Here is a 20723-nt window from a genome sequence, read left to right as displayed (position 1 = left end):
TTTATACTAGAAACAATCGTATTGATTATATCATATTTTTTAGGTCATGGGAACTATTTCCCACATTTTTTAGACGTCAAGGGTACTGTAAACGGCATTTTCTTCGATAAATTCACGGCGAGGTTCAACTCGGTCACCCATCAACATATCAAAGATTTTATCTGCTTCGGCAGCATCATCTACCGAAACACGCGCCATCAAGCGATGTTCTGGATCCATGGTTGTTTCCCACAATTGGTGGTCATCCATTTCTCCCAGACCTTTATAACGTTGGATGGTTGGTTTTGAACGCCCTTCACTGTGACGTGCTAAGGCTTCTTGGAGTTTAATTTCTTGATCTGCACCAGGTTGAATGTATTCTTTGATCTCACTTCCAACTTTAACCCCATAGATTGGCGGTTGGGCAATGTAGACATAACCAGCCTCTAAGATTGGTTTCATGTAGCGGTAAATCAAGGTTAGCAGGAGTGTTCGAATGTGGGCACCATCAACATCGGCATCAGTCATCAAAACGAGTTTTTGGTAACGAGCCTTAGTGACATCAAATTCTGCACCAAATCCTGTCCCCATGGCTGTGAAGAGACTCCGAATTTCTTCGTTTGCAAGGATTTTATCCATGCTAGCTTTTTCAACGTTCAAGATCTTACCACGAATTGGAAGGATAGCTTGGAATTCACGGTTACGACCAGATTTAGCTGACCCACCAGCTGAGTCTCCCTCAACGATAAAGAGTTCTGTTTCCGCAGGGTTGTTCGAAGAACAATCCGCTAGTTTTCCTGGCAGATTGGAAATTTCCAAACCAGATTTCTTGCGAGTGACTTCGCGCGCACGCTTGGCAGCTACACGAGCCTTGGCAGCCAAAATCCCTTTTTCCACGATGCGCTTAGCGATCTGCGGATTCTCCATGAGGAAATCAGAAAAGGCATCGCTGAAGAGGCGATTGGTGATCTTAACCACTTCGCTATTTCCCAGTTTGGTCTTGGTTTGTCCTTCAAACTGCGGATTTGGATGTTTAACTGAGATAACTGCAGTCAAGCCTTCACGGACATCTTCCCCTGTCAGGTTGTCTTCATTGTCTTTTAGCAGTTTATTCTTGCGAGCATAATCGTTGATAACACGCGTCAATGCTGTACGGAAACCTTGCTCATGCGTACCACCTTCATGGGTATGAATGTTATTGGCGAAACTCATGACGTTTTCGTGGTAACCAGTTGTGTACTGCATGGCTACTTCAACTGTGATATCATCCATCTCACCGTCTGTGTAGATTGGTGTATCAAAGATAACATCCTTGTTCTCGTTGATATATTCAACGTAGCTAGCAATCCCACCCTCATAGTGGTAATGTTTAGTCTGTTCAAGACCTTCACGCTTATCTGTGATGGAGATTCGAAGACCTCGGTTCAAAAAGGCTAGTTCTTGAATACGTTTGTTTAATTTGTCAAAATCAAAGGTCGTTGTTTCTGTAAAAATCTCTGGGTCCGGTGTGAAATGAACTGTTGTTCCAGTTTTATCTGTATCTCCAACCACCTCAAGATCTGCAACAACATGACCACGACGGTATTCTTGGTAATGAATTTTGCCGTTTTTGTGAACATGAACATCTAGTTGCGTTGAAAGAGCGTTTACTACTGATGAACCTACCCCGTGGAGACCACCTGATACCTTATATCCGCCACCACCGAATTTTCCTCCAGCGTGAAGGACTGTAAAGACGGTCTCAACAGCGGGACGTCCTGTCTTTTCCTGAATGTCAACAGGAATTCCACGACCATCATCCACAACAGTGATGGAATTATCTGGCTCAATAAAGACTTGGATATGACTGGCAAATCCAGCCAGGGCTTCGTCAATTGAGTTATCAACAATTTCCCATACTAGATGGTGAAGACCTTCTTTTGAAGTCGATCCAATATACATACCTGGACGCATACGAACGGCTTCCAGCCCCTCCAAAACTTGAATTTGACTGGCATCGTAATCCTGTGCCTGTTGATTTTTGATTTCTTCTGTCATTTTTTTCCTTTTTCTTACATGTCTATTGCTTGTCTCAATGTCGCAACGTTTTTAAAAAGATAGGCATCTAAGCCAGCAGCTTTACCTGCTTCTACATCAATATTTCTGTCACCAATGACCAAACCAGATGTAATATGATATTTATCACGTAAATAAATCATGGACTCAGGATCTGGTTTTCGTTTGAAGCCTGAACTGGCAGTCACTACTTCTGTGAAGTAGTTCGCTATCTGGGTCTTGGCAAGAAGTTCTAGCACTTGGTCATTTCGATGAGAAACCAAAAAATGACGACCACCCTTGTCAGAGATGTCTTTGAGTAACTCAGGAATTCCCTCAAACAAGACTAGGTGCTCTAGCTCACGCGCTTCATTTTCTTTGTAGTTTTCTAAAAAATCCTCGATGTTTGGGGCAAACTTCTCGATGGCAAAAGCTGTCGAAACCTTCAAGGCTTCGTAAACACGGTCGTGTTCTTGCTCTATTCCGTATTGGGCTAAGGTTTCTACAAAGGCTGCTGTAGAAGTCTCATAATTATCCAATAGGGTGCCGCCTAAATCCCATATGTAGTCGTGATATTTCATACCCTTCATTATACCATTTTTTTACGAAAAAAGCGATGATTTCCTAGATTTTTCCAAGCAAAAAACGAGAGTTTAACCCTCGTTTTACTGTTGATTTTCAAAGACATCTCGATAGAGCATGCCGACTCGTAAACTTTCAGCATCTCCTCCCAACTGCTCTACCAACTCATAGGCAAAGGCAAGTGCGGTTGACGGTCCTCGGCTAGTTGTTAGATTGCCATCCACAACTACTGTTTCCTTTCGGTAAATTCCGTCACTGATGTTTTCCTGAACACCGTCATAACAGGTAAAGTGCTTGTCTTTCAGGACACCTGCTTGATGGAGGGCGATTGGAGCTGCACAGATAGCTGCAACTTTCTTTCCTGCTTGGTCAAAGGCTTTAATCTGTGAAATGAGGGCTTGATTATCCCGTAGGTGATCTGAGCCTGGCATACCACCAGGAAGAACTACCAAGTCATAGTCGGATAAATCGCCATCAAAGATACGGTCGGCTTTTACCTGAATGCCATGTGATCCTGTCACCTGCTCTTCAAATCCTACCATATCGCATGAAATGTTTGCTCGACGCAAGACATCAACTACTGTCAAGGCTTCAATTTCTTCAAAACCCTGGGCTAAGATAACTGCTACTTTTGCCATAGTGGCCTCCTTATTTGATTTGTTTTAGGACGACTTTCTTTCGTTTGAATGGAACTTTTCCACTTTTCTCCTCCGCTAGGTTGGTCTGGTAACTCATAGACAAGAGGAGACCGACACCGATGAGGTTACTAATAATTGCGGAGCCCCCTTGAGAAATGAAAGGCAGAGGAATCCCTGTCAAAGGAAGTAAGCCTGTCACGGCACCGATATTTTCAAAGATATGGAAGAGCAACATCATGATAAATCCAGTCGAAATGTAGGTGTAGAACTGGTTGTTTGACTTAAGTGTAATCTTCAACATCCGATAAATAAGAAGCAAGTACAGAGCAACCACAAAGACTGAACCAATGAAGCCAAAGTCTTCAGCAATTACGGTGAAAATCATATCACTTTCACGTACTGGAATGAGGAGATTGGACACATTGAAACCTTGTCCAAACAAGCCACCACTTCCAATCGCAATTTGCCCCTGCGCCTGTTGGTAAGTCGTTGTTTGCGCAAAGTCAAAGGGATTGAGCCAAGCCAAGATGCGGTTGATCTGGTAAGTTGGCATCCCAATCTGATGCAAGAAGGCACGTCCATCTTTACTGATAAAAATCGCTAGAAAGCCTGCTACTGCAGTTACTCCTGTAACAAAAACTGGAATGATAATCTTCCACGAAACCCCTGAAAGGAGAACCATACCTGCAAAAATAGCTACAAAGACCAAGGCAGTCCCTAAGTCACTTTGTAGGGCTAAGAGGATCAAGACTGGTATGGTAAAGGCAATCATCCAACCAATCAATAGGAAATCCAAGGGAATAGTCCGTCGCCATTCCTTGTGTTTTTGAGTGAATCTTACAATGGCACGAGCCAACATCAAGATATAGGAAATCTTCATGAACTCCGATGGCTGGAAAAGTGTCGTTCCACCGATTGATACCCAGTTCTTGGCACCTGTTGACGCTACAAGATTTGGGTTGTAGAAAACAAGAGGTAGGACCATCAAAGCTAGCCCTAGACCATAAAGATAGGGAGTCACTTTCCATAAAAACTCGGTATTAAAGAACATGACCACAAATCCAATGACAAGGCCCAAGGAAATCCAAGCGATTTGCTGGCCTAGTATTGGTAACACATTATTTGGATAGTCATGACTAACTGCTATATAAATGGCCACTACTCCAATCACCAGTAAACAAAACACTGGTAGAAGGAGGCTATAATCGACTCGAGAGTCGAAGGAACGTTTCATATTTTTTACCTTTTCTCTTTCTTGGATTTTTCTTTCATTCTATTGCGACGGGATTGGAGAAAATCAGCTACAGCAGGCTCTAGCTGATCTCTAGCAAGGACCCGAACAGTTCTTTCTTTTGACAAGGTTTGGGCAATTTGTTTGCCATAACGCTTGCTGACAACACGACTGTCTAAGATTACAGCAACCGAACCTTGGTCAGGCCGTCTAACAGTACGACCTAATGCTTGTTTTAGCCGAATGATAGCCATCGGCAACTGATAATCATAAAAAGGATTTTTCCCTTCTTGGCGCAGTTCTTGGTTTAATTTTTTGGTTAAGGGTTCTTGGGGATTTTGGAAAGGCAATCTCGGAATCACTTGGATTACGCAAGGATGGATTGAAAAATCAACTCCTTCCCAGAAACTACCTGTTCCGAGCAAGATCTGGCGTTCGCCTTTTTCAAAACGTTTTTTCAGTTGACTTGGTTCCCCATTTTTATACTGAGCCAGATGCGGTTGGTCGAGCAAATCCGAAACTGCCAGCAACATCTCTTTTGAAGTAAACAAAGCCAATAAGGGTTCTTGAAAGGCTTGTAACCTTCGGATAACAGAAGCCACTTCATTAGCATAGTCAAAAGGCGAAACTTCAGTAACGAGAGGAAAGTCATTGACTAGAAAGACTTCTTGTTGGGCCTGCTTTGCTACATCAAGCCTAACAAGCGGAACACCTGGAAATCCCAATAGATCTGCTAAGGAAACCCGATTGCTGATTTCAAGAGTGGCCGATACTCCTAGGAGCCTACAATCTTCTGGCAATAAATCTGCTAGTATAAAGCGGCCTTTTTTGCTTGAACAAATCAGGACATCCTTGCTCGATTTTTCTGCTGTAGCAAGCCAAAATTCACGGTCCGACGTGAAAAAGTTTGCAAGATCTCTATACTCTGGGAGAGCTAGCTCCGAAAAATGCTGGCGCAACTGTTCAAGAGAATCCAACCACTTTCCATTCTTAAGGCCCGACTGATAGTGCTCCATCAAGTAACGACATTCAAAACCAATACTCTCAAGCAAGCGTTTCTGAACCAAATCTTCCTCTATCTCTAAGGACTTATCAATTTGAGTTACAAGATCCTCAAGTCGATAAGCCTGCTGGGCTAGATTTTCAAGAGCTAGCAGCATTTTTTGAGCTTCATCCAAGATCACCAAACGGTTGTCGACAAACTCTGGATTGTCTTCCAAACGAGTGACCAGATAGGCATGATTTGTCAAGAGAACACGACTGGTCTTGGCCTTTTCCTGCCCTCGTTTCCAAAAATCCTCTGTAGCAAATAAACTTTTCTTTGAAAACTTGCCATCGTGGACTAGTTCAGGCAGAAAGTGCTGGTAGCGATAAAGCTGCCCGATTTCGTCCAAGTCACCAGTCTCTGTCTCTGTAAGCCAGATGAGCAGTTGCATTTTAAAGCGTGTAAAAAGGCGATTGGACTCCGATCGGTGGAGAACTCGGTGAAAGGCATCCAGTTTTAAATAATTTTGAGGACCCTTGAGACTATGAATCTCCAGATGAAAAACCTCTTTTAAACGCTGTCCTTCTTCTTGCATGATCTGATTTTGGAGAATTTTGGTCGGAACACTCACTAAAATCCCTGCATCACTCTTCAAATTCAAAGCTGGAAGGAGATAGCCGTAAGTCTTACCCAATCCCGTTTGAGCTTGGATAAAGGAAGTCTGGTGTTCTTCCAATAAGTGCTCAACCTTCTCCGCAAATTCCAACTGTTGCGGACGCTCCTCCAGCCCCAATAAAGAAATGTTTTTAGCAAAATCTTTCGATAACCTGCGTGGTACTAATGCTTGACTTTCCTTTCTCAGGAAAAGCCCATGGAGTTCTATCAATTCTGGAGAAGCAAGGAGAGATTGCTGCTGGTAAACCTCCTCAATCACCAAATAACTTTCGTAGAGAAGGTTGTCTGCAAGGTTTAACAAGCTTTCTAAGAGCCCTTTAGGTAGCTCAAAAAGCTTTTGACGCATGTAAAGCAAGAGTTCTGCTGTCGCCTGAGCATCTGACAGGGCAGTATGGGCCTGTTCTAGTTCAATGCCCAACTCTTGACAAAGGATACCTAGATTGTATTTTTCAAACTGAGGATATAGAACTTGGGCTAGCTCAACTGTATCCACCCGCGGTGTGCGCAATTCATATCCTTCAAAAAAGAGAAATTCTGCAAGAAGGTTGGCATCAAACTGTACATTGTGCGCAACAAAAACACCGTCCTTAACCAATTCAAAAATTTTTCCAGCCACCTGAGAAAACTCTGGTGCCTCAGCCAAACGCTGATCGGTCAGACCTGTTAATTCTTTGATATGAGAATCCAAGGGTTCGTGGGGATTAACATCGGTCGCATACTGATCGATGATTTCACCATTCTCAATCACCACAATGCCTACTTGAATAATTTTTGCCTTGCTTCCGGTGCTGGTCGCCTCTAAATCAACGACCACATACCGATCATTTCTCGCATTCATCATTAAAAATTATATCAAAAAAAGCATGATTTGACACCCCTCAACTTTGATAACAATCTCGCTTTAATTGCGAGTTTGACTAAAAATCAAGACCTTAAAAGTGAGAATTTCAAGCAAGTTCAGCAGTTGGTCGCTGGTTCTGAGGTATTTGAAAACCTTATCAACAAAGCTACATCAACATAAAAAGACAACTAAGGTATTAGCTGCCTTTTTGAGATATTTTTTTCATTATTTTGGGAAGATGACTGCTGATTTCCGTCGGTAAGACCACATAATGTTCTTGAGCTAATTCTTGGGCTATAGCTGAATGAAGATGAGTCGCTGCTACCACTCGATCGTAGAGACTAACTTGTTTAAACTGGCCTGCAAATCCTGCAATCATTCCAGCCAGAGTATCTCCCATTCCCCCAGTCGCCTGATAGGGACCACCAACCTGTAACTGGTAACAATCAGATTGGCCAGCTTGCCAAATACGAGTAGCCGGACCCTTCTCTACCAAAATTGTTCCTTGAGGGAAAGAAGTCAAAGCACTAGCTGTTGTACCTTCGTTTTGTTTTTCAATCGTAATTCCAGACAGTTTTTCCCACTCCTTTTGGTGGGGAGTTAGGATAAGCTGGCTAGAAGGAAATGACAGACTTATCCTAGCGAGAATAGTCAAGGCACCTCCGTCTACAATCAAAATCTGATTCTGTCTTGAGCTAGCAAAGACCTGTTTGACTAGTTCTTCTCCAAAAGTATCGTCTCGTAAACCAGGTCCCAATAAGACAACTTCTGCCCTCTCCAATTGCTCTTTTAACAATTGCTGATCTTGAAGAGAGAAGGCCATAGCCTCAGGTAAATGACTGTGTAGAGCAAGGATATTTTCCCTATCTGTTCCAACTGTCACCAATCCTGCACCACTTTTTACAGCTGCCAAGGCAGCCATGATGATGGCTCCACCATAAGGATAGGTCCCACCAAGCAAGAGCAGACGGCCATAGTCTCCTTTATGACTGGTACGAGAACGTTCAATAATGACTTTTTCTAGTAAGGCTTGATCAATCACTTTCATCGTTCTTTCCTCTCTATTCATTATACTATAAAGTTTATTGACCTTGCATCTTAAACATAAATCTCTTCCTTCATATAGAAAAAGAGGGGACAAAGCCCCTCTACGAAATATCTCTTTTTCAAAGTCAATTAATTTCTTTTTTACTTTTTGCGACAAAGATAGCAGATAGAGCTAGTCCAACACTTGCCAAGAAAATAGCTGTTTCTGACTGTTTCTCACCAGTTTCTGGCAATCTCTTGTCTTCTTTGGCAATTTGAACTGGTGCTCCTGAAGTCTGAGTTTTTTCTAACGAACTTAGCTTGAACTCTGGTTTTTCAACTGTCGGTGCTGGTTGGTCTCCTGCTGTACCAAGTGGACCTGTGTACTCTGGTACTCCATGTACTGCTGCTTCTACCGCGTTCACACCACCTGTAAAGTCCAGTTTCTCGACCGTCGGTGCTGGTTGATCTCCTGCTGTACCAAGTGGACCTGTGTACTCTGGCAATTCATGCACTAGAGCCATCACTGCATTGACACCGCCCTTGAACTCAGGTTTCTCTACTGTTGGAGCAGCTTGGTCTCCTACTGTCGCTACTGGGCCTGTGTACTCTGGAAGTTCATGTACTAGGGCTTCAACTGCATTGACACCACCTGTGAATTCAGGAACCTCAAGAACGGGTGCTGGTTCTTCACCCTTGCTTGATTGAACAGCTTCCTCTGTTAATTCTTGATAGAAGCTCGCCAATTCATAAAACTCAGCCTTGCCACCTTCCCAGACTAATTTGACGTCTAGAAGAGAGCCACCATTTCGGATAGCGAAGGTTTGGAGACTAGATGTAATGGCACCGAGGTCTGTCCAACTGTCTTGACCATCCTTGAGTGTTCTAGCAAGAACACGTGCCTTAGCTCCTTCAGGAAGACTGGAAACGAGACGAAGGTGGTTGGCATTGGTTGGTTCAGACAAGTGATACACCAACTCGCCCTTGTCTTTTTCAGACTTGTAGCTGGTCAAGACTTTGCCGTCTACAAGATTATTATAAAGATTACCTTGGCTTTCTCCACTACTTCCTTCTACTGTTGGGTCATTGATTGGTTTGACAAATTCACCATCATTGATGACCAATTCTGTAAAGCCTACAAACCGGGCATCATAGTCTGCAGTATAGAGGACACGGAGATAGTTCGCTTTGACTGGTGTCGTCAATTCTCCTTCGATGTAGCGATTTCCTGGCATCTTAGAATCATGTGTCCAACCATCTGTCAGTGAATCATCGTGTTGGCTATTGGCCACACCATCTCCTACTGTCACGACATCTGTCCAAGTTTTACCGTCTTGGCTGACTTGGATCTTACCATCACGAAGGTAGTTTTGAGTTCCGTCTTGGATGTAGGCTCTAATCTTCTTGATAGTGCGTTCGCTACCAAGTTTCAAGGTCACATGACCATCTTTATGGGCATAGTCTGAAAACTCAACGAAGTTGTTGTAAACACCGTCAAATAGTTGATCTAGGTTGTTTAGTTTACGAACATCATTGCTTCCGTATGTTGGATGAATGCCCATAGTTGTAGATTCTAGTTTGGTTGGTTGTACTTCTTCGGTTGTCACAAGGAGAGAAGTGGCTGTCACAGCTTGTTCCTGATCCGTTTTGTTGACCAGACGAACATAACGTACCAAGTGGGTTGCGACAGTTCTGTCTTTCAACTGGCTGGCTGGCGTCCATTCTTGCGCATTTGCAGAATACTCTAGGCTAAGAGCAGGGTTGGTTTGGCCTTGGAGCTGGATGCTCTTGACCTGATGGATACGGTCAAGCTTCATACCTAGATAGCTATGAGCAGGGAGTTTCGTTCCAGCTGGAATTTGAAGATCGTAACTGCCCAAGCTATCCACTACTGGCGTTTCCTTCAAGGCATCAACGTTGGTGTCTGTTAAGTCAAGATTTGTACTATCGACATCTACTGTAAATTCCGCAATTCTCCACCACTTATTTAAGGTTTGTGTATTGCGAATGCGAACAAAACGAGTTGTAAATTCTTGCACAATATCAGAAGTTCGTTGCCCTAATAAATTTTGAAGCATTGTCCAATTTGTACCATCTGCAGAATATTCGATGACACCAGATGCTAGTTTGTCTCGTTCCCCTTGCATCAGATGAACTCGTTTTACTTTGTGCAGTCCACCTAAGTCCATTTGTACCCAGGCTTGCGCTGGTGTGACATTGGTCTGATCAACATGTGCCATCATGGATTCTGTGTTTTCTCGACCATCTTGCATCTGAACAACACTTGTTCCATATTTGTAAACAAGGTTTGGACTTAAACTAATAGTGCCCCTAACCTTCTTACTACCCAATTCTAGGGGTCTGTTAACAGCAATTTCACGCATGGCAAGCCAAGCATTATCCTTCTTAGCTGTTGCTATCATACGAACAGCTTGAGCTGTGATATCGAGGTCATTAAATTCCAGAATACGTTCTCTACCAGTATAAGCGGGACTCGTTATGGCTACCCATTCTCCATGTTCATTTTGATATTCAACAAGAGCATTACTAAAGGTATAATTATCGGCCGTATTAGTACCCGTAGCGAAACCTAATTTGTGTATTTTAATTGCCTTATTAAAGCGCAAGCCTACATAATCGCCTCTCTCAATCACAATGGTTGTTTTGGCAATCACATGTGTATCAAAGTCACCATCTGTGACTTCTTTCAATCCGCCTTCTATTCCAGCACGATTCGTAATAAATGTTGTCACAAATTTATCTGGATTCAACATTGCTTGGATATGTAAGGCTAAGTATTCTTTGAGATTATTGATAAATGGTCGAATATGTTGGACACCAAATTCTGCGTATTCATAATGGTCAACGTAAAAGAAGGCATACTTAACTGACTGGTCATAATGTTTGACTCCGGCCTGATAATACTCCCACACCTTGGCATCATTCTTTTCAGTAAGACCTTCTGTAGCTGTTAGGAAAGCTTCAAGCGCGTTCATTTGATCTACTGTATTCTCTAACCAATAGTGAATTTGTTCGATTAATTTCTGATCACCTTTTTCTTTAAGTAATAGAGCATTGGCTTTCAAACCAGCAAAAATTTCCCTCAACTCTTTTCTTTCAGTATCCAGATTTTGACCAGATTTGAGTTTGTTATAGAATTCTGTCAATTTTGGAGCCAATTCTACAGACTCTTCTAATTTAGTGACATGGGGAGGTCTATTTTGATTGCGCATGTGTTTTCCGAGTTCTCGAAAAGCCTTCGAAACACTGCTTTCTTCAAAATGATCATTAACTACATAGTTAAAGGCCATATCGTTGATTTGTTCTGCTTCTTCTACACTTCTCCATTGTTTCCATCCATACTGAGCCATATCAAAAAGTGCCACTTTAGATGCTTCAGATTGTTGCATTGGATTTAGCATAATTCCTTGTGCAAGTGATAAATCAACATTTGGATGTAAGAATTTTTCACCACCTCCAAGAATTAGGTGGGGTTTTGTATTATCATTACATGGCCAGTTAATCCAGAACTGAATTGGACGGTAAGTCTTACCACCTTCTGTTAAATTTTTCTTTAAGTTCGTTAAGAATGTTTGGTCAACAGCCCCCCAGACCTTTCCACCAGTAAGAGTTAAATGGACATTTTCAGGAAGATGTTCATTCAAGGTTCGAAGTTCAGCTTCAGTTCCTTGCCCCATGTACCAGGCAGGAACAAAAATCATATCTTTACGGAGACCACTGTATGTTGTTTGTTTTTCAGTCAACCAATTTGTGATATCCTTCATCAAGCGAACATAACTATGGTAACCACCAACTGGGCTTGGTGCATCATCTGCAAGCACACCAAATTCACGCACTCCCACATCCAACAACTGAGTAAACTTAGCCTTTATGGTTGCAAGATCAGCCTGGTAATGCGCTTCATTGCCAAAGCGGATACGATTGTTCATAAATGGATGGATGGTCCAAACATAACGTGTTTTCGTTTGATTACCGACACGTGCAAGTTCTCGGATTTCAGCCAGTTTTTCTTCAGGGTAAAGTTCACGCCATTTCTTATTGTGGTATGGATCATCTTTTGGTGCGAAATAGTATTGAGTTAACTTCAATTCACTTCCATAACGCATCAATTCTTTACGATTTTCATTAGACCATGGATTTCCATAGTAACCTTCGATAAACCCACGGTTCTTGATTTCAGCGTAATCTTCCACTGTCACATTGCGAAGGACTGGCACTTGACTTTCCTTGAGCATATGTTTCAAGGTTGTCAAACCATAGAAGACCGCATCTGTGTCTTTTCCGACGATGGAGATAGAGTTGTCCTTGATGGTCAGAGCATAAGCATCAATTTTGTCAAAGAGACCTGCGGAAACCTTGGACAAGTTTTGTTCTGCTTGTGAACCTTGTCCATGCACTCCAAGATAGATATTAGTTGCGCCAGAAACGGCCGTTTTACTAGTTTTGTAAGATACTTGATTGTCCTGCAAAACGCTCTTCAAGCGATTGCGAGTATAGATATCGAGTTGATCGCCCATTACCAGATTGACTTGCTTACGAAGGGCTGTGACACCTTCTCCATAAGTCACTTTTTGTGGAGTTGGAAAGACCTTGTACTCTTTTTTGAGATAGTCTGAGCTCTTGCTGGCAGCTTCAATACTGGCTTCGCTAGCTGGTTTGCTTGCCGTAAATTGATTGGTCAATTCAACTGTTCCATCACCTGTTTGCTCTACTTTTGGAGTTTCAGGTGTAATTGGTTGACTAGGTTTAGCGATTTCTTTATCATTTTGTCCTCCACTCATGGCTTCAGACGGCTTTGTTTCATTCTCTGGAATTCCAGGTGCTTCAGCTGGTTTAAGATTATTTGTCGAATCAGTAGAACCAATCGTTCCTGTAGTTTCTCCATTTCCAACTGTCGAGCTAGCTTCCTTCCCAGCATTTTCTTCTGCTTTCTTCAAAACTGCTGCAAGTTCATCAGGTAACTTTTCCAATGGCTGAGCTTGAGTTATAGTTCCCTCTTTATCTCCTACACTACCTGTTTCTGCTGCCTCTACTAAATTAACACCAAAGATACTGGCACCAATCATAATAGAAGCTACTCCAATAGCGAATTTACGAATACTGTAATGACAACGTTTATTGAAAAAATTTTTATCCATCTTTATCTTATCTCCTTTCATCCAAACACGAAAGTAAACGATTCCATTTTTACTAGTAAAGACGGAGAGGCCTAATCGGTCCTCTCCATCTCTTCAACTCATTTATCGATGTGATTTTTTATCATCGACCAAGCTATACCAATAGGATAGCATTAGACGCACAAACTAATCCTCTTTTCGTTTTGCAGTTAATAGGGCTGCTGACAAGGCCAAGCTAACACCTGCCAAGAAAATGGCTGTTTCAGATTCTCCCTCACCTGTTTCTGGTAATCTATTTTGCTCTTCTTTTACTACTGAAACATTTGGTTTTATAGTCTGGTCATGAGCTAATAGCTCTACTGGATAATCTGGTTTTTCAAGAACAGGCGCTTCCTCATTTCCTACCGTGGCTAGAACACCATGATACTCTGGAAGTTTATGTTCTAGAGCCATTACAGCATTAACGCCACCCTTAAATTCAGGTTTCTCAACGCTTGGTGCCGCTTGATCTCCTACAGTAGCAAGAGTTCCTGTGTATTCTGGAACTTCGTTTACTGCTGCTTCTACAAAGTTAGCACCTCCTTTGAATTCTGGAACTTCATTGACTGCTGCTTCTACAAAGTTAGCACCACCTTTGAATTCTGGAACTTCATTGACTGCTGCTTCTACAAAGTTAGCACCACCTTTGAATTCTGGAACTTCATTGATTGGAGCTGGCTCCTCGCCTTTACTACTTGAAATAGATACTTTCACTCCTACTTCAACAATGCGATCCTGAGCCTTTCTTTCTTCAGAATGAACAAGACTTCTAGTAGTACCCAAAACTTGAATATAGTCAACTTTTTCTCCATCTTGTCCTTCAGAAACGATACGACGCTGACCTTGAGCAAGTTCAGGGTTTTCACGAATAACTTCTTTAAACGGAAGCGGAGTCTTTTCAATTTCCAAACTTGGAGTTTCTGCTACTAAGTTCTTAACGCCTTCTGTTGGTGTTGTTTGGAAGGTAGACTTAAAGTGTAAACGATATTCTTTCACCAGATTTCCATCTTTGGAAACAAGACGAACCAGTGTTGGAAGATTGGCATTTCCAGAATCCACAACTGTAGCTACTCCATGTCCACTAGTTGTTGCAGTGACTTTTGGTTTTGAACCCATTGTTGTTAGAGTGTAATCTGTCACATTTGGATCAAAGTTTTCCAATGCTTTTCCGTCGATCGAAATAGTCGCTGATGGTGTTTCCACTTCTGATCCCTTGCCTGCAGAGTAGGCTGTAAATTCTACAAGTGCAAGACCATTGGTGGTAGCCTTACGAGTCATGCGCGCACGAATAGCTGTCGTTTGAACCGGTTCAAAGTTAAACTCGATTGGTTTACCAGCTACTAATTCTCCAGAAGCTTTGTAAGAAATTGGTGCCCAATTTTCTGCCTTGTTAAATGGATGATCGGCATTTTCTTCGTAACGAGAAATCGTACTTGGTTCTGTAAAAGCAGGACCAATATATCTTTCTAGAACCATTTTCTCTGGAGCATCGGTGCCACTATCTTTAAAGAACTGAATGGCTACTTTCCCAATAGATTGAGAAGCAATTTTTCCATCCTTCTTAAAGAGTAATCCAACAGAAGTTTCTTGATTTTTCGGAGTACGAGACCAGTTTGTCCAACGTCCATCTTCATTGTATTTTCCATCATTGATATAGAAAATTCGATCATGTGAAGCTGCTTGAGTATCGTTCGTTGTCGAAGCAAAGGCTTTAGAATCAGTTTCATTGTTGCTTGGATTTTCTGAAATGACTTGATTGCCTTCAGAAACAACTGTCACCTGCATTTTAGTCGTTAGATTTGTACCAATGACATGACCGGTAACTTCAAATGTTCCCTCATGCTCTGTCGCATGTTCAGGAATAGCATCCCACTTCACTGCAAGTTTATCTGTAGTCCAATTAGTTGAAGTTGGATAATAAACACTTACTTCTGAAGGAAGTTGAAGATTGTCTCCAACATTCAAGATTTTAGCACTGTTTTCTGCAGCAAGAGGTTGACTAGTTTCTCTCTCATCATTGCGGAAAATTCGATATTCTTTCAACACCGTACCATCTTCTGCTTTCAAGATGAGACGTGTTGCACCTTTTGGACTTGTTGCAGGAACAACTGTTACCAAACCATTATTGCTAGCTGTTGCTGTGATTTCTTTGCTAGATTGAGGAATATAGTAATCTGTCTTAGATGGATTAAAATGTTCAAGATCCTTGCCATCTACCTTGATAGAAATCTCTGAACTTGTTTCACTTAAGACCTTGTTTCCAAGCACAGTTAGCTCTGTCAGACCAACACCTGATGTTCCATCTGCTTTCTTCATACGAATACGAACAGCGTAGGTTTCGACCTTGTCAAATGTGAAGTGATTGGTTTGAGTTGCAGACAGCTGACTTGGAGCATGTAAGTTTTCAACTGCTTTCCAATTGTCTGGATTATTAAATGGATGATTGCTATCTCGTTGCGCATGACTGACATCACTTGGTAAATCTGGAATTTCTTTACCTACATAATATTCAACTACATATTCTTTTGGAAGACCAATTGCTCCATCAGTATAGAAATCAACCGACAAATTGTTGACAAAACGCTTCGTCAAGTCTCCTGAATTACCAAATAAGATAGAAGCCCAGTCATTATCAGTATTTGTTCTCCAAGTAGTCCATCTATTTTTAGCATCTGATGGCGTTCTTGATACAGTCAAATCGTTCAAGGTGTTGGCTGTGTCATCTCCTCCTGTATTGGATACAATGGCAGCTGGTAATTGTGAACCTGTCCATTGTTTAGAGATATTATTTCCAGCAACCACTTGACTAGACACTCGAACATGAGCTTTAGTTGTCAGATTGCTACCTACTAAACGACCATTGATTTCATAGACCCCTTCAGTTTGACTAAAGTTGGCTGGAACCTGATCCCAAACAACATCTTTGTAGATAGTTGTTCCGTTAGAATGGTAAGCCCGGACATTAGCTGGCAATTGAACCGTCTCACCCTTAGGTACTGTGAGACTGATTTCCTCTGCAACTTGCAATCCTTCAACCGTTACAGTCGCTTGAGCTTCAATATCTGTGCCTTCCACATGTCCTTTAAGCGTAAAGCTATGATAGTGCCCCAACTCTTTTTCATCTACCTTATCCCAAGCTACAGATACTTTGCGTGGCAAGCCCTTATCAAATTCTGCTCCAACTTCTTTAGGTAGATTCGGTTGCTGATTGATATCTGTAGAAACAGACACAGGATGAAGTTTCACAATCTTCTTGCTGACTTTATTTTCTTTAATCACCACTTCAGTGGTTACAGATTCTGTTTTCTCTGTTTGATTATCGATTCGAGGTGTCAAAGTCACTCTTCCCTTAGTATAGAGCAATAGATTCTGACCATTCACCTCAAGATGTCCCCCATCAGATGATTTAGCTTCTAAGTGAATATCTGAAGCCGAAAACTCTGTTTGTGAACCATCCTCATAACGACCAATGACGTGATAAGTTAATACTTGATCTTCAGTGGCAGTTTCTTTTCCTTCTACAACCACTTCCAAACGTTTCAAAGCAGGAGCTTCCTTCACAAACTGAATTAAGTAAGTTTGAACCAAGTCACCCTTTTGGTCACTCAAGAAGACAGAAGCCTGATAACCATTATCAGCAGAAGCTTGCTGAACAGTTACTTGATATCCGGTAGTCTGAGCTCCAACACTTGGAATAGTTGCAGTGTAAGGAAGGGATACACGGTAATAGGTCTTGCCAGACTCAAAATTCTCAAGAGCTTTATCCCCAACAGTAAGTCCTGTAATGCTACTTGTTGTTTCCTTACTACTTGCGATAAAGGTTGCAGTCACTTCACGGTCGTCATCTACCAATTTACCAGTAGCCTCCGTACGTCCACCTTCCTTGTTCAAAGCAGCAGGGTCTTTCAAGGTCCAAGAAACAACATCAGTATCAATCAAGCTACCATCTGTCAGAACAGCTGTGACCGTTTTATCCAAATCAGCCGCATTCGTTCCAACTGGGACTGTAGCAACTTTTGGTAACCATCTATCTAAAGCAATCACTTTAACAAGTGCCTCAGCTTTAGTTTCCAAACCTTCTACATGTCCAGATACTTTTTTCTCACCTGCGCTTGTAAGCAAGTCAGATGGCATTTCCCATGTTACAGTCTTTTCCTCAACACTACCGTCACTATAAATAGCTGTTACTGTTTGAGGTAATTCAGGATTTGTCGTCACATCAGTTGTTGCTTTTACAGGAGCAAAGGCTACAAAGTGACGATTTTCTTTCTTACCAGACACCGTTGCGACCGTTGCGCTATCAGATGTCAAACCAGCAGAATCTGCATAAAGAGTAAATTTACCTTCTTTTTCTGTTGATTTTACAATGACAACCCCTTTACCATTGAAAGCACGTCTTTGCCATGTTCCATCTGCTTGAGCTTTGTAGCGTTCACGACTAGCTTGTTCTCCATTATCCACACCAACGATTTGTCCCTGACCATGAAGATTGAAATGAACAAGATTGTTAGCTGTAGGAACCACATTACCATCGCCATCAACAATTTCATAATGGATATAGGATAGGTCCTTTCCATCTGCAGTGATAACATGCTCTTCTTTAGTCAGACGAACTCTTGCTGGTTCCCCAGCAGTTGTCACACTATCACGCGCAATTTCGTTGCCATTTTCATCTCGAGCAATCGCAGTCAGTGTGCCTGGTTGGTATTTCACAAGCCACTCAAGATACAATTCACTTGGTTTAGCTCCTTCATGATATGGACGTCCATCTTCTGTCCTTTTCTTAGTAAATTCCTTTTTACCAAGCGACTCTCCATTTAAGAACAATTCGACGCTTGCAGCATTTGAGAAGGTACGAACCGGAACCTTTCCATCAATCAGCATCTTGCGATCCTTAAGGGTCTCTTCAGTCCAGTTCCAATGTGGTAAAATGCGAACAGTTGGCTTTTCTTTAGCACTATACCATTCACTACGGTAAAGGTAGAAATCATTCTTTGGTAAACCAGCTGTATCAATAATACCAAAGTAAGAGCTCTTGACAGGTGTACTATCTTGGTTATGCCATGGAGTCGGTTCTCCAATATAGTCAATTCCTGTCCAGATAAATTGTCCAGCATAGCCAGCACGATCACGGTCAAAAGTCCATGATTCAGTAGCTGTTCTTCCCCATCCAACACGGTCATTACCATAGTCAGATTGTTCATAGTGACGATTTGGACGATTGTCATGTCCAAGGATTTGAGCAGGGTTATAATAAGAATCACGCGTCCTAGTAGCTGAAGAAGTTTCAGAACCATAAATGAGCCAGTCTGGATGCGCTCTACGAACAGCATCATAATTACGTTCACCATAGTTCATACCGACAGCATCCATAATTTCTGCGAGTTTCAAGAAATCACCTGTCGCCGCACGACTAAATTTGTTTTCCCCCATGGTTACATAACGCTCAGTATCAATCGCTTTGATAACTGCCTTCAAGTGTTTAGCAGTTTCGATAGAACGAGGACTACCATTTGCCTCCTCTACCTCATTTCCAAGAGACCACATGACGATAGACGGATTGTTCTTATCACGTTCTACCATTGTTCTGAGATCAAAATCAGACCACTTCTCACCCTTCTTAGCCTCCGGATGAGTTGCATCTTGATCAAAGAACCGTCCATAGTCGTAAGTCTTCTTGCCACCATACCAAGTATCAAAAGCTTCCTCTTGAACCAAAAGACCTAAACTAGCTGCAGCATCAAGTAACTGAGGACTCGCTGGATTGTGGGTTGTTCGAATAGAGTTAACCCCCATATCTTTCAAGAGTTTTAATTTACGATAGGTAGCCTTATAATTCTCTTCTGCCCCCAAGGCTCCATTGTCATGGTGAATACTTACTCCGTGGAATTTCATGCGTTCACCATTCAGAGAGAAACCTTCCTTAGCAGTCCAATTGAAATAACGGTAACCAAATGTATCTTCTGTTACATCAACTAGTTGACCTTCTTTATAAACCTTTGTTTTCAACACATACAGTTGAGGATGATAACTTTTTGTCGTCCAAAGAGTTGGTTTATTAACTAGGATTGTTTGGCTGAAATCTGCAGTTTCATTTTCTGCTAAATTCTTCGTTTCAGAGCGGACTAATTCTGAAACAACCTTACCTTCCTTAGTAAAAATTTGTTGTTCCACAAAGACTTTAGCAGCCTTCTTATCCGTATTTTTAATCTTACTTTGAACCTGTGTTTCAACATTCCCTTCTTTTTGCTCAGCAAGTTTTGGAGTAGTGATATGATTACCATTTTCGGCAACATGGACTTTATCACGATAACTAAGGGTTACATCACGATAAATCCCACTTCCTGAATACCAACGACTACTTGGTTGCTTATTGGTCACTTGAACAGTAATTGAATTTTCACTACCATCCTTGTTTAAAAATTCTGTGATATCATATGAAAAATGATTATAGCCACTTGGATAATGTCCGACAAATTTACCATTTACATAGACCTTTGAATCCATGTAAACCCCATCAAAATTGATACGAACATCCTTATTCTTGTCTGCTTCGTCTAATGTGAAAGTCTTACGATACCAAGCTGTTCCACCATTTAACTGCCCACCTTCATTACGAGCGGGAGACTTGTGATCAAAGTCAAAATAAATACTCCAATCATGAGGAAGATTCAATTTAGACCAATCATGAACATCCACATCTTTTTTTGAAAAATCTCCTTGGGCATTTAGTTTAAAATACCAATCTTTATTAAAATCTTGTTTTCGTTCCGATAATAGCTGTTTTTCCTTTTCAACTTCGGCTTTGTTTGACTCTCTAGATAGCACTTGCGATTTTTCAGAAGAAGGTTTAATCTCTGTGTCTGCTTTCACTTGGTCCTTTTCAGAAGTTTTTTTAGAATCCTCTTTCACTTCTGTTCCAGCTGTTACTGCAGATTCAACAGGCTTTGGATTTGCCTCTTCAGATTTCTGTTTATTATCAGCCTTGTTTCCTTCTTCTACTTTATTTGGAGTTTCCCCTTTAGGACTAACCAATTCACGACTACTCTCGTTAGTAGGTGTAGTAGGTTCTGTATCCTTAGTCACTTTGTCTTCTGCCGATTCAGCTTTTGGTTTTACAAACTCACGCCCACCATTCTCATCAGCCTTTGCAATAGCAGCTGCCACATCATCGGGAAGCTTATCTAAAGGTTGAGCTTGATGAACAGTTGTTTCTTCTGTTTTAGCATTGGATGAAGCCACCTCCTCAGCTTGTACAGCAGAAATACCAAATATACTAGCCCCAATCATTACAGATGCCGCACCTATTGCAAATTTACGAATGCTATAATGACAACGTTTATCAAAAAGTCTTTTGTTCATTAAAATCCTCATTTCTTTTTCTTGATACAAAGTAAGCGTTTACTTTATTTTAAAAAATAACCTCCTTCTGAATACACAAACAAGTACCAAGTTTTATAATATTTTATATATTAAATATATCAAAACGCACCTTAAATTGCAATTATTTTCCATTAATTTAACCCAATAAAATGATATATAAGAAGGGGTCATT

The 20723-nt window shown here is 41.5% G+C and carries 7 protein-coding genes and 2 pseudogenes; all 9 read right to left on the bottom strand.

Features of this window, described 5'->3' with window-relative positions:
- Positions 1–69: 69 nt before the first annotated feature.
- The 9 genes and pseudogenes from gyrB to FQT28_RS03150 all read right to left on the bottom strand — a co-directional run bounded on the left by gyrB (position 70) and on the right by FQT28_RS03150 (position 20530).
- Entirely contained in the window at positions 70–2016 is a 1947-nt protein-coding gene (gene gyrB / locus FQT28_RS03185) for a DNA topoisomerase (ATP-hydrolyzing) subunit B (RefSeq protein ID WP_000134070.1), read from the bottom strand.
- Between the two features lie 14 nt (positions 2017–2030).
- Entirely contained in the window at positions 2031–2594 is a 564-nt protein-coding gene (locus FQT28_RS03180) for an HAD-IA family hydrolase (protein WP_313769805.1), read from the bottom strand.
- Positions 2595–2678: 84 nt separating this feature from the next.
- Complete coding sequence (locus FQT28_RS03175) at positions 2679–3233, bottom strand: DJ-1 family glyoxalase III (protein WP_143989392.1); 555 nt, start codon at positions 3231–3233, stop codon at positions 2679–2681.
- A gap of 10 nt (positions 3234–3243) precedes the next feature.
- On the bottom strand, positions 3244–4467 hold the full coding sequence (locus tag FQT28_RS03170) for an FtsW/RodA/SpoVE family cell cycle protein (RefSeq protein ID WP_125450237.1): 1224 nt from the start codon (positions 4465–4467) through the stop codon (positions 3244–3246).
- Between the two features lie 5 nt (positions 4468–4472).
- Positions 4473–6962 (bottom strand): bifunctional DnaQ family exonuclease/ATP-dependent helicase, encoded by a 2490-nt coding sequence (locus tag FQT28_RS03165; protein ID WP_398575135.1) that lies wholly within the window; start codon positions 6960–6962, stop codon positions 4473–4475.
- A gap of 199 nt (positions 6963–7161) precedes the next feature.
- The gene (locus FQT28_RS03160; protein ID WP_125450239.1) at positions 7162–8013 is read right to left on the bottom strand and encodes an NAD(P)H-hydrate dehydratase; all 852 of its coding nucleotides are present in this window, start codon (positions 8011–8013) and stop codon (positions 7162–7164) included.
- 124 nt (positions 8014–8137) lie between these two features.
- Positions 8138–12763, bottom strand: a pseudogene (locus FQT28_RS03155) (SIALI-17 repeat-containing surface protein); the annotation flags it as partial.
- 279 nt (positions 12764–13042) lie between these two features.
- Positions 13043–13150 (bottom strand): annotated as a pseudogene (locus FQT28_RS10065) (YSIRK-type signal peptide-containing protein); the annotation flags it as partial.
- A 165-nt stretch (positions 13151–13315) separates the two neighbouring features.
- Positions 13316–20530 (bottom strand): SIALI-17 repeat-containing surface protein, encoded by a 7215-nt coding sequence (locus tag FQT28_RS03150; protein ID WP_143989389.1) that lies wholly within the window; start codon positions 20528–20530, stop codon positions 13316–13318.
- Positions 20531–20723 lie beyond the last annotated feature (193 nt).

The sequence above is a fragment of the Streptococcus oralis genome, from assembly GCF_901543815.1.
GTDB classification, from domain to species: domain Bacteria; phylum Bacillota; class Bacilli; order Lactobacillales; family Streptococcaceae; genus Streptococcus; species Streptococcus oralis_CM.
This window is presented reverse-complemented; position numbering and strand designations above follow the sequence as displayed.

Excerpts from the sequence above, each read along its gene's own strand:
- FQT28_RS03160 (WP_125450239.1), bottom strand. The coding sequence starts at position 8,013 with ATGAAAGTGATTGATCAAGCCTTACTAGAAAAAGTCATTATTGAACGT.
- FQT28_RS03180 (WP_313769805.1), bottom strand. The coding sequence starts at position 2,594 with ATGAAATATCACGACTACATATGGGATTTAGGCGGCACCCTATTGGAT.
- gyrB (WP_000134070.1), bottom strand. The coding sequence starts at position 2,016 with ATGACAGAAGAAATCAAAAATCAACAGGCACAGGATTACGATGCCAGT.
- FQT28_RS03175 (WP_143989392.1), bottom strand. The coding sequence starts at position 3,233 with ATGGCAAAAGTAGCAGTTATCTTAGCCCAGGGTTTTGAAGAAATTGAA.
- FQT28_RS03170 (WP_125450237.1), bottom strand. The coding sequence starts at position 4,467 with ATGAAACGTTCCTTCGACTCTCGAGTCGATTATAGCCTCCTTCTACCA.
- FQT28_RS03165 (WP_398575135.1), bottom strand. The coding sequence starts at position 6,962 with ATGAATGCGAGAAATGATCGGTATGTGGTCGTTGATTTAGAGGCGACC.
- FQT28_RS03150 (WP_143989389.1), bottom strand. The coding sequence starts at position 20,530 with ATGAACAAAAGACTTTTTGATAAACGTTGTCATTATAGCATTCGTAAA.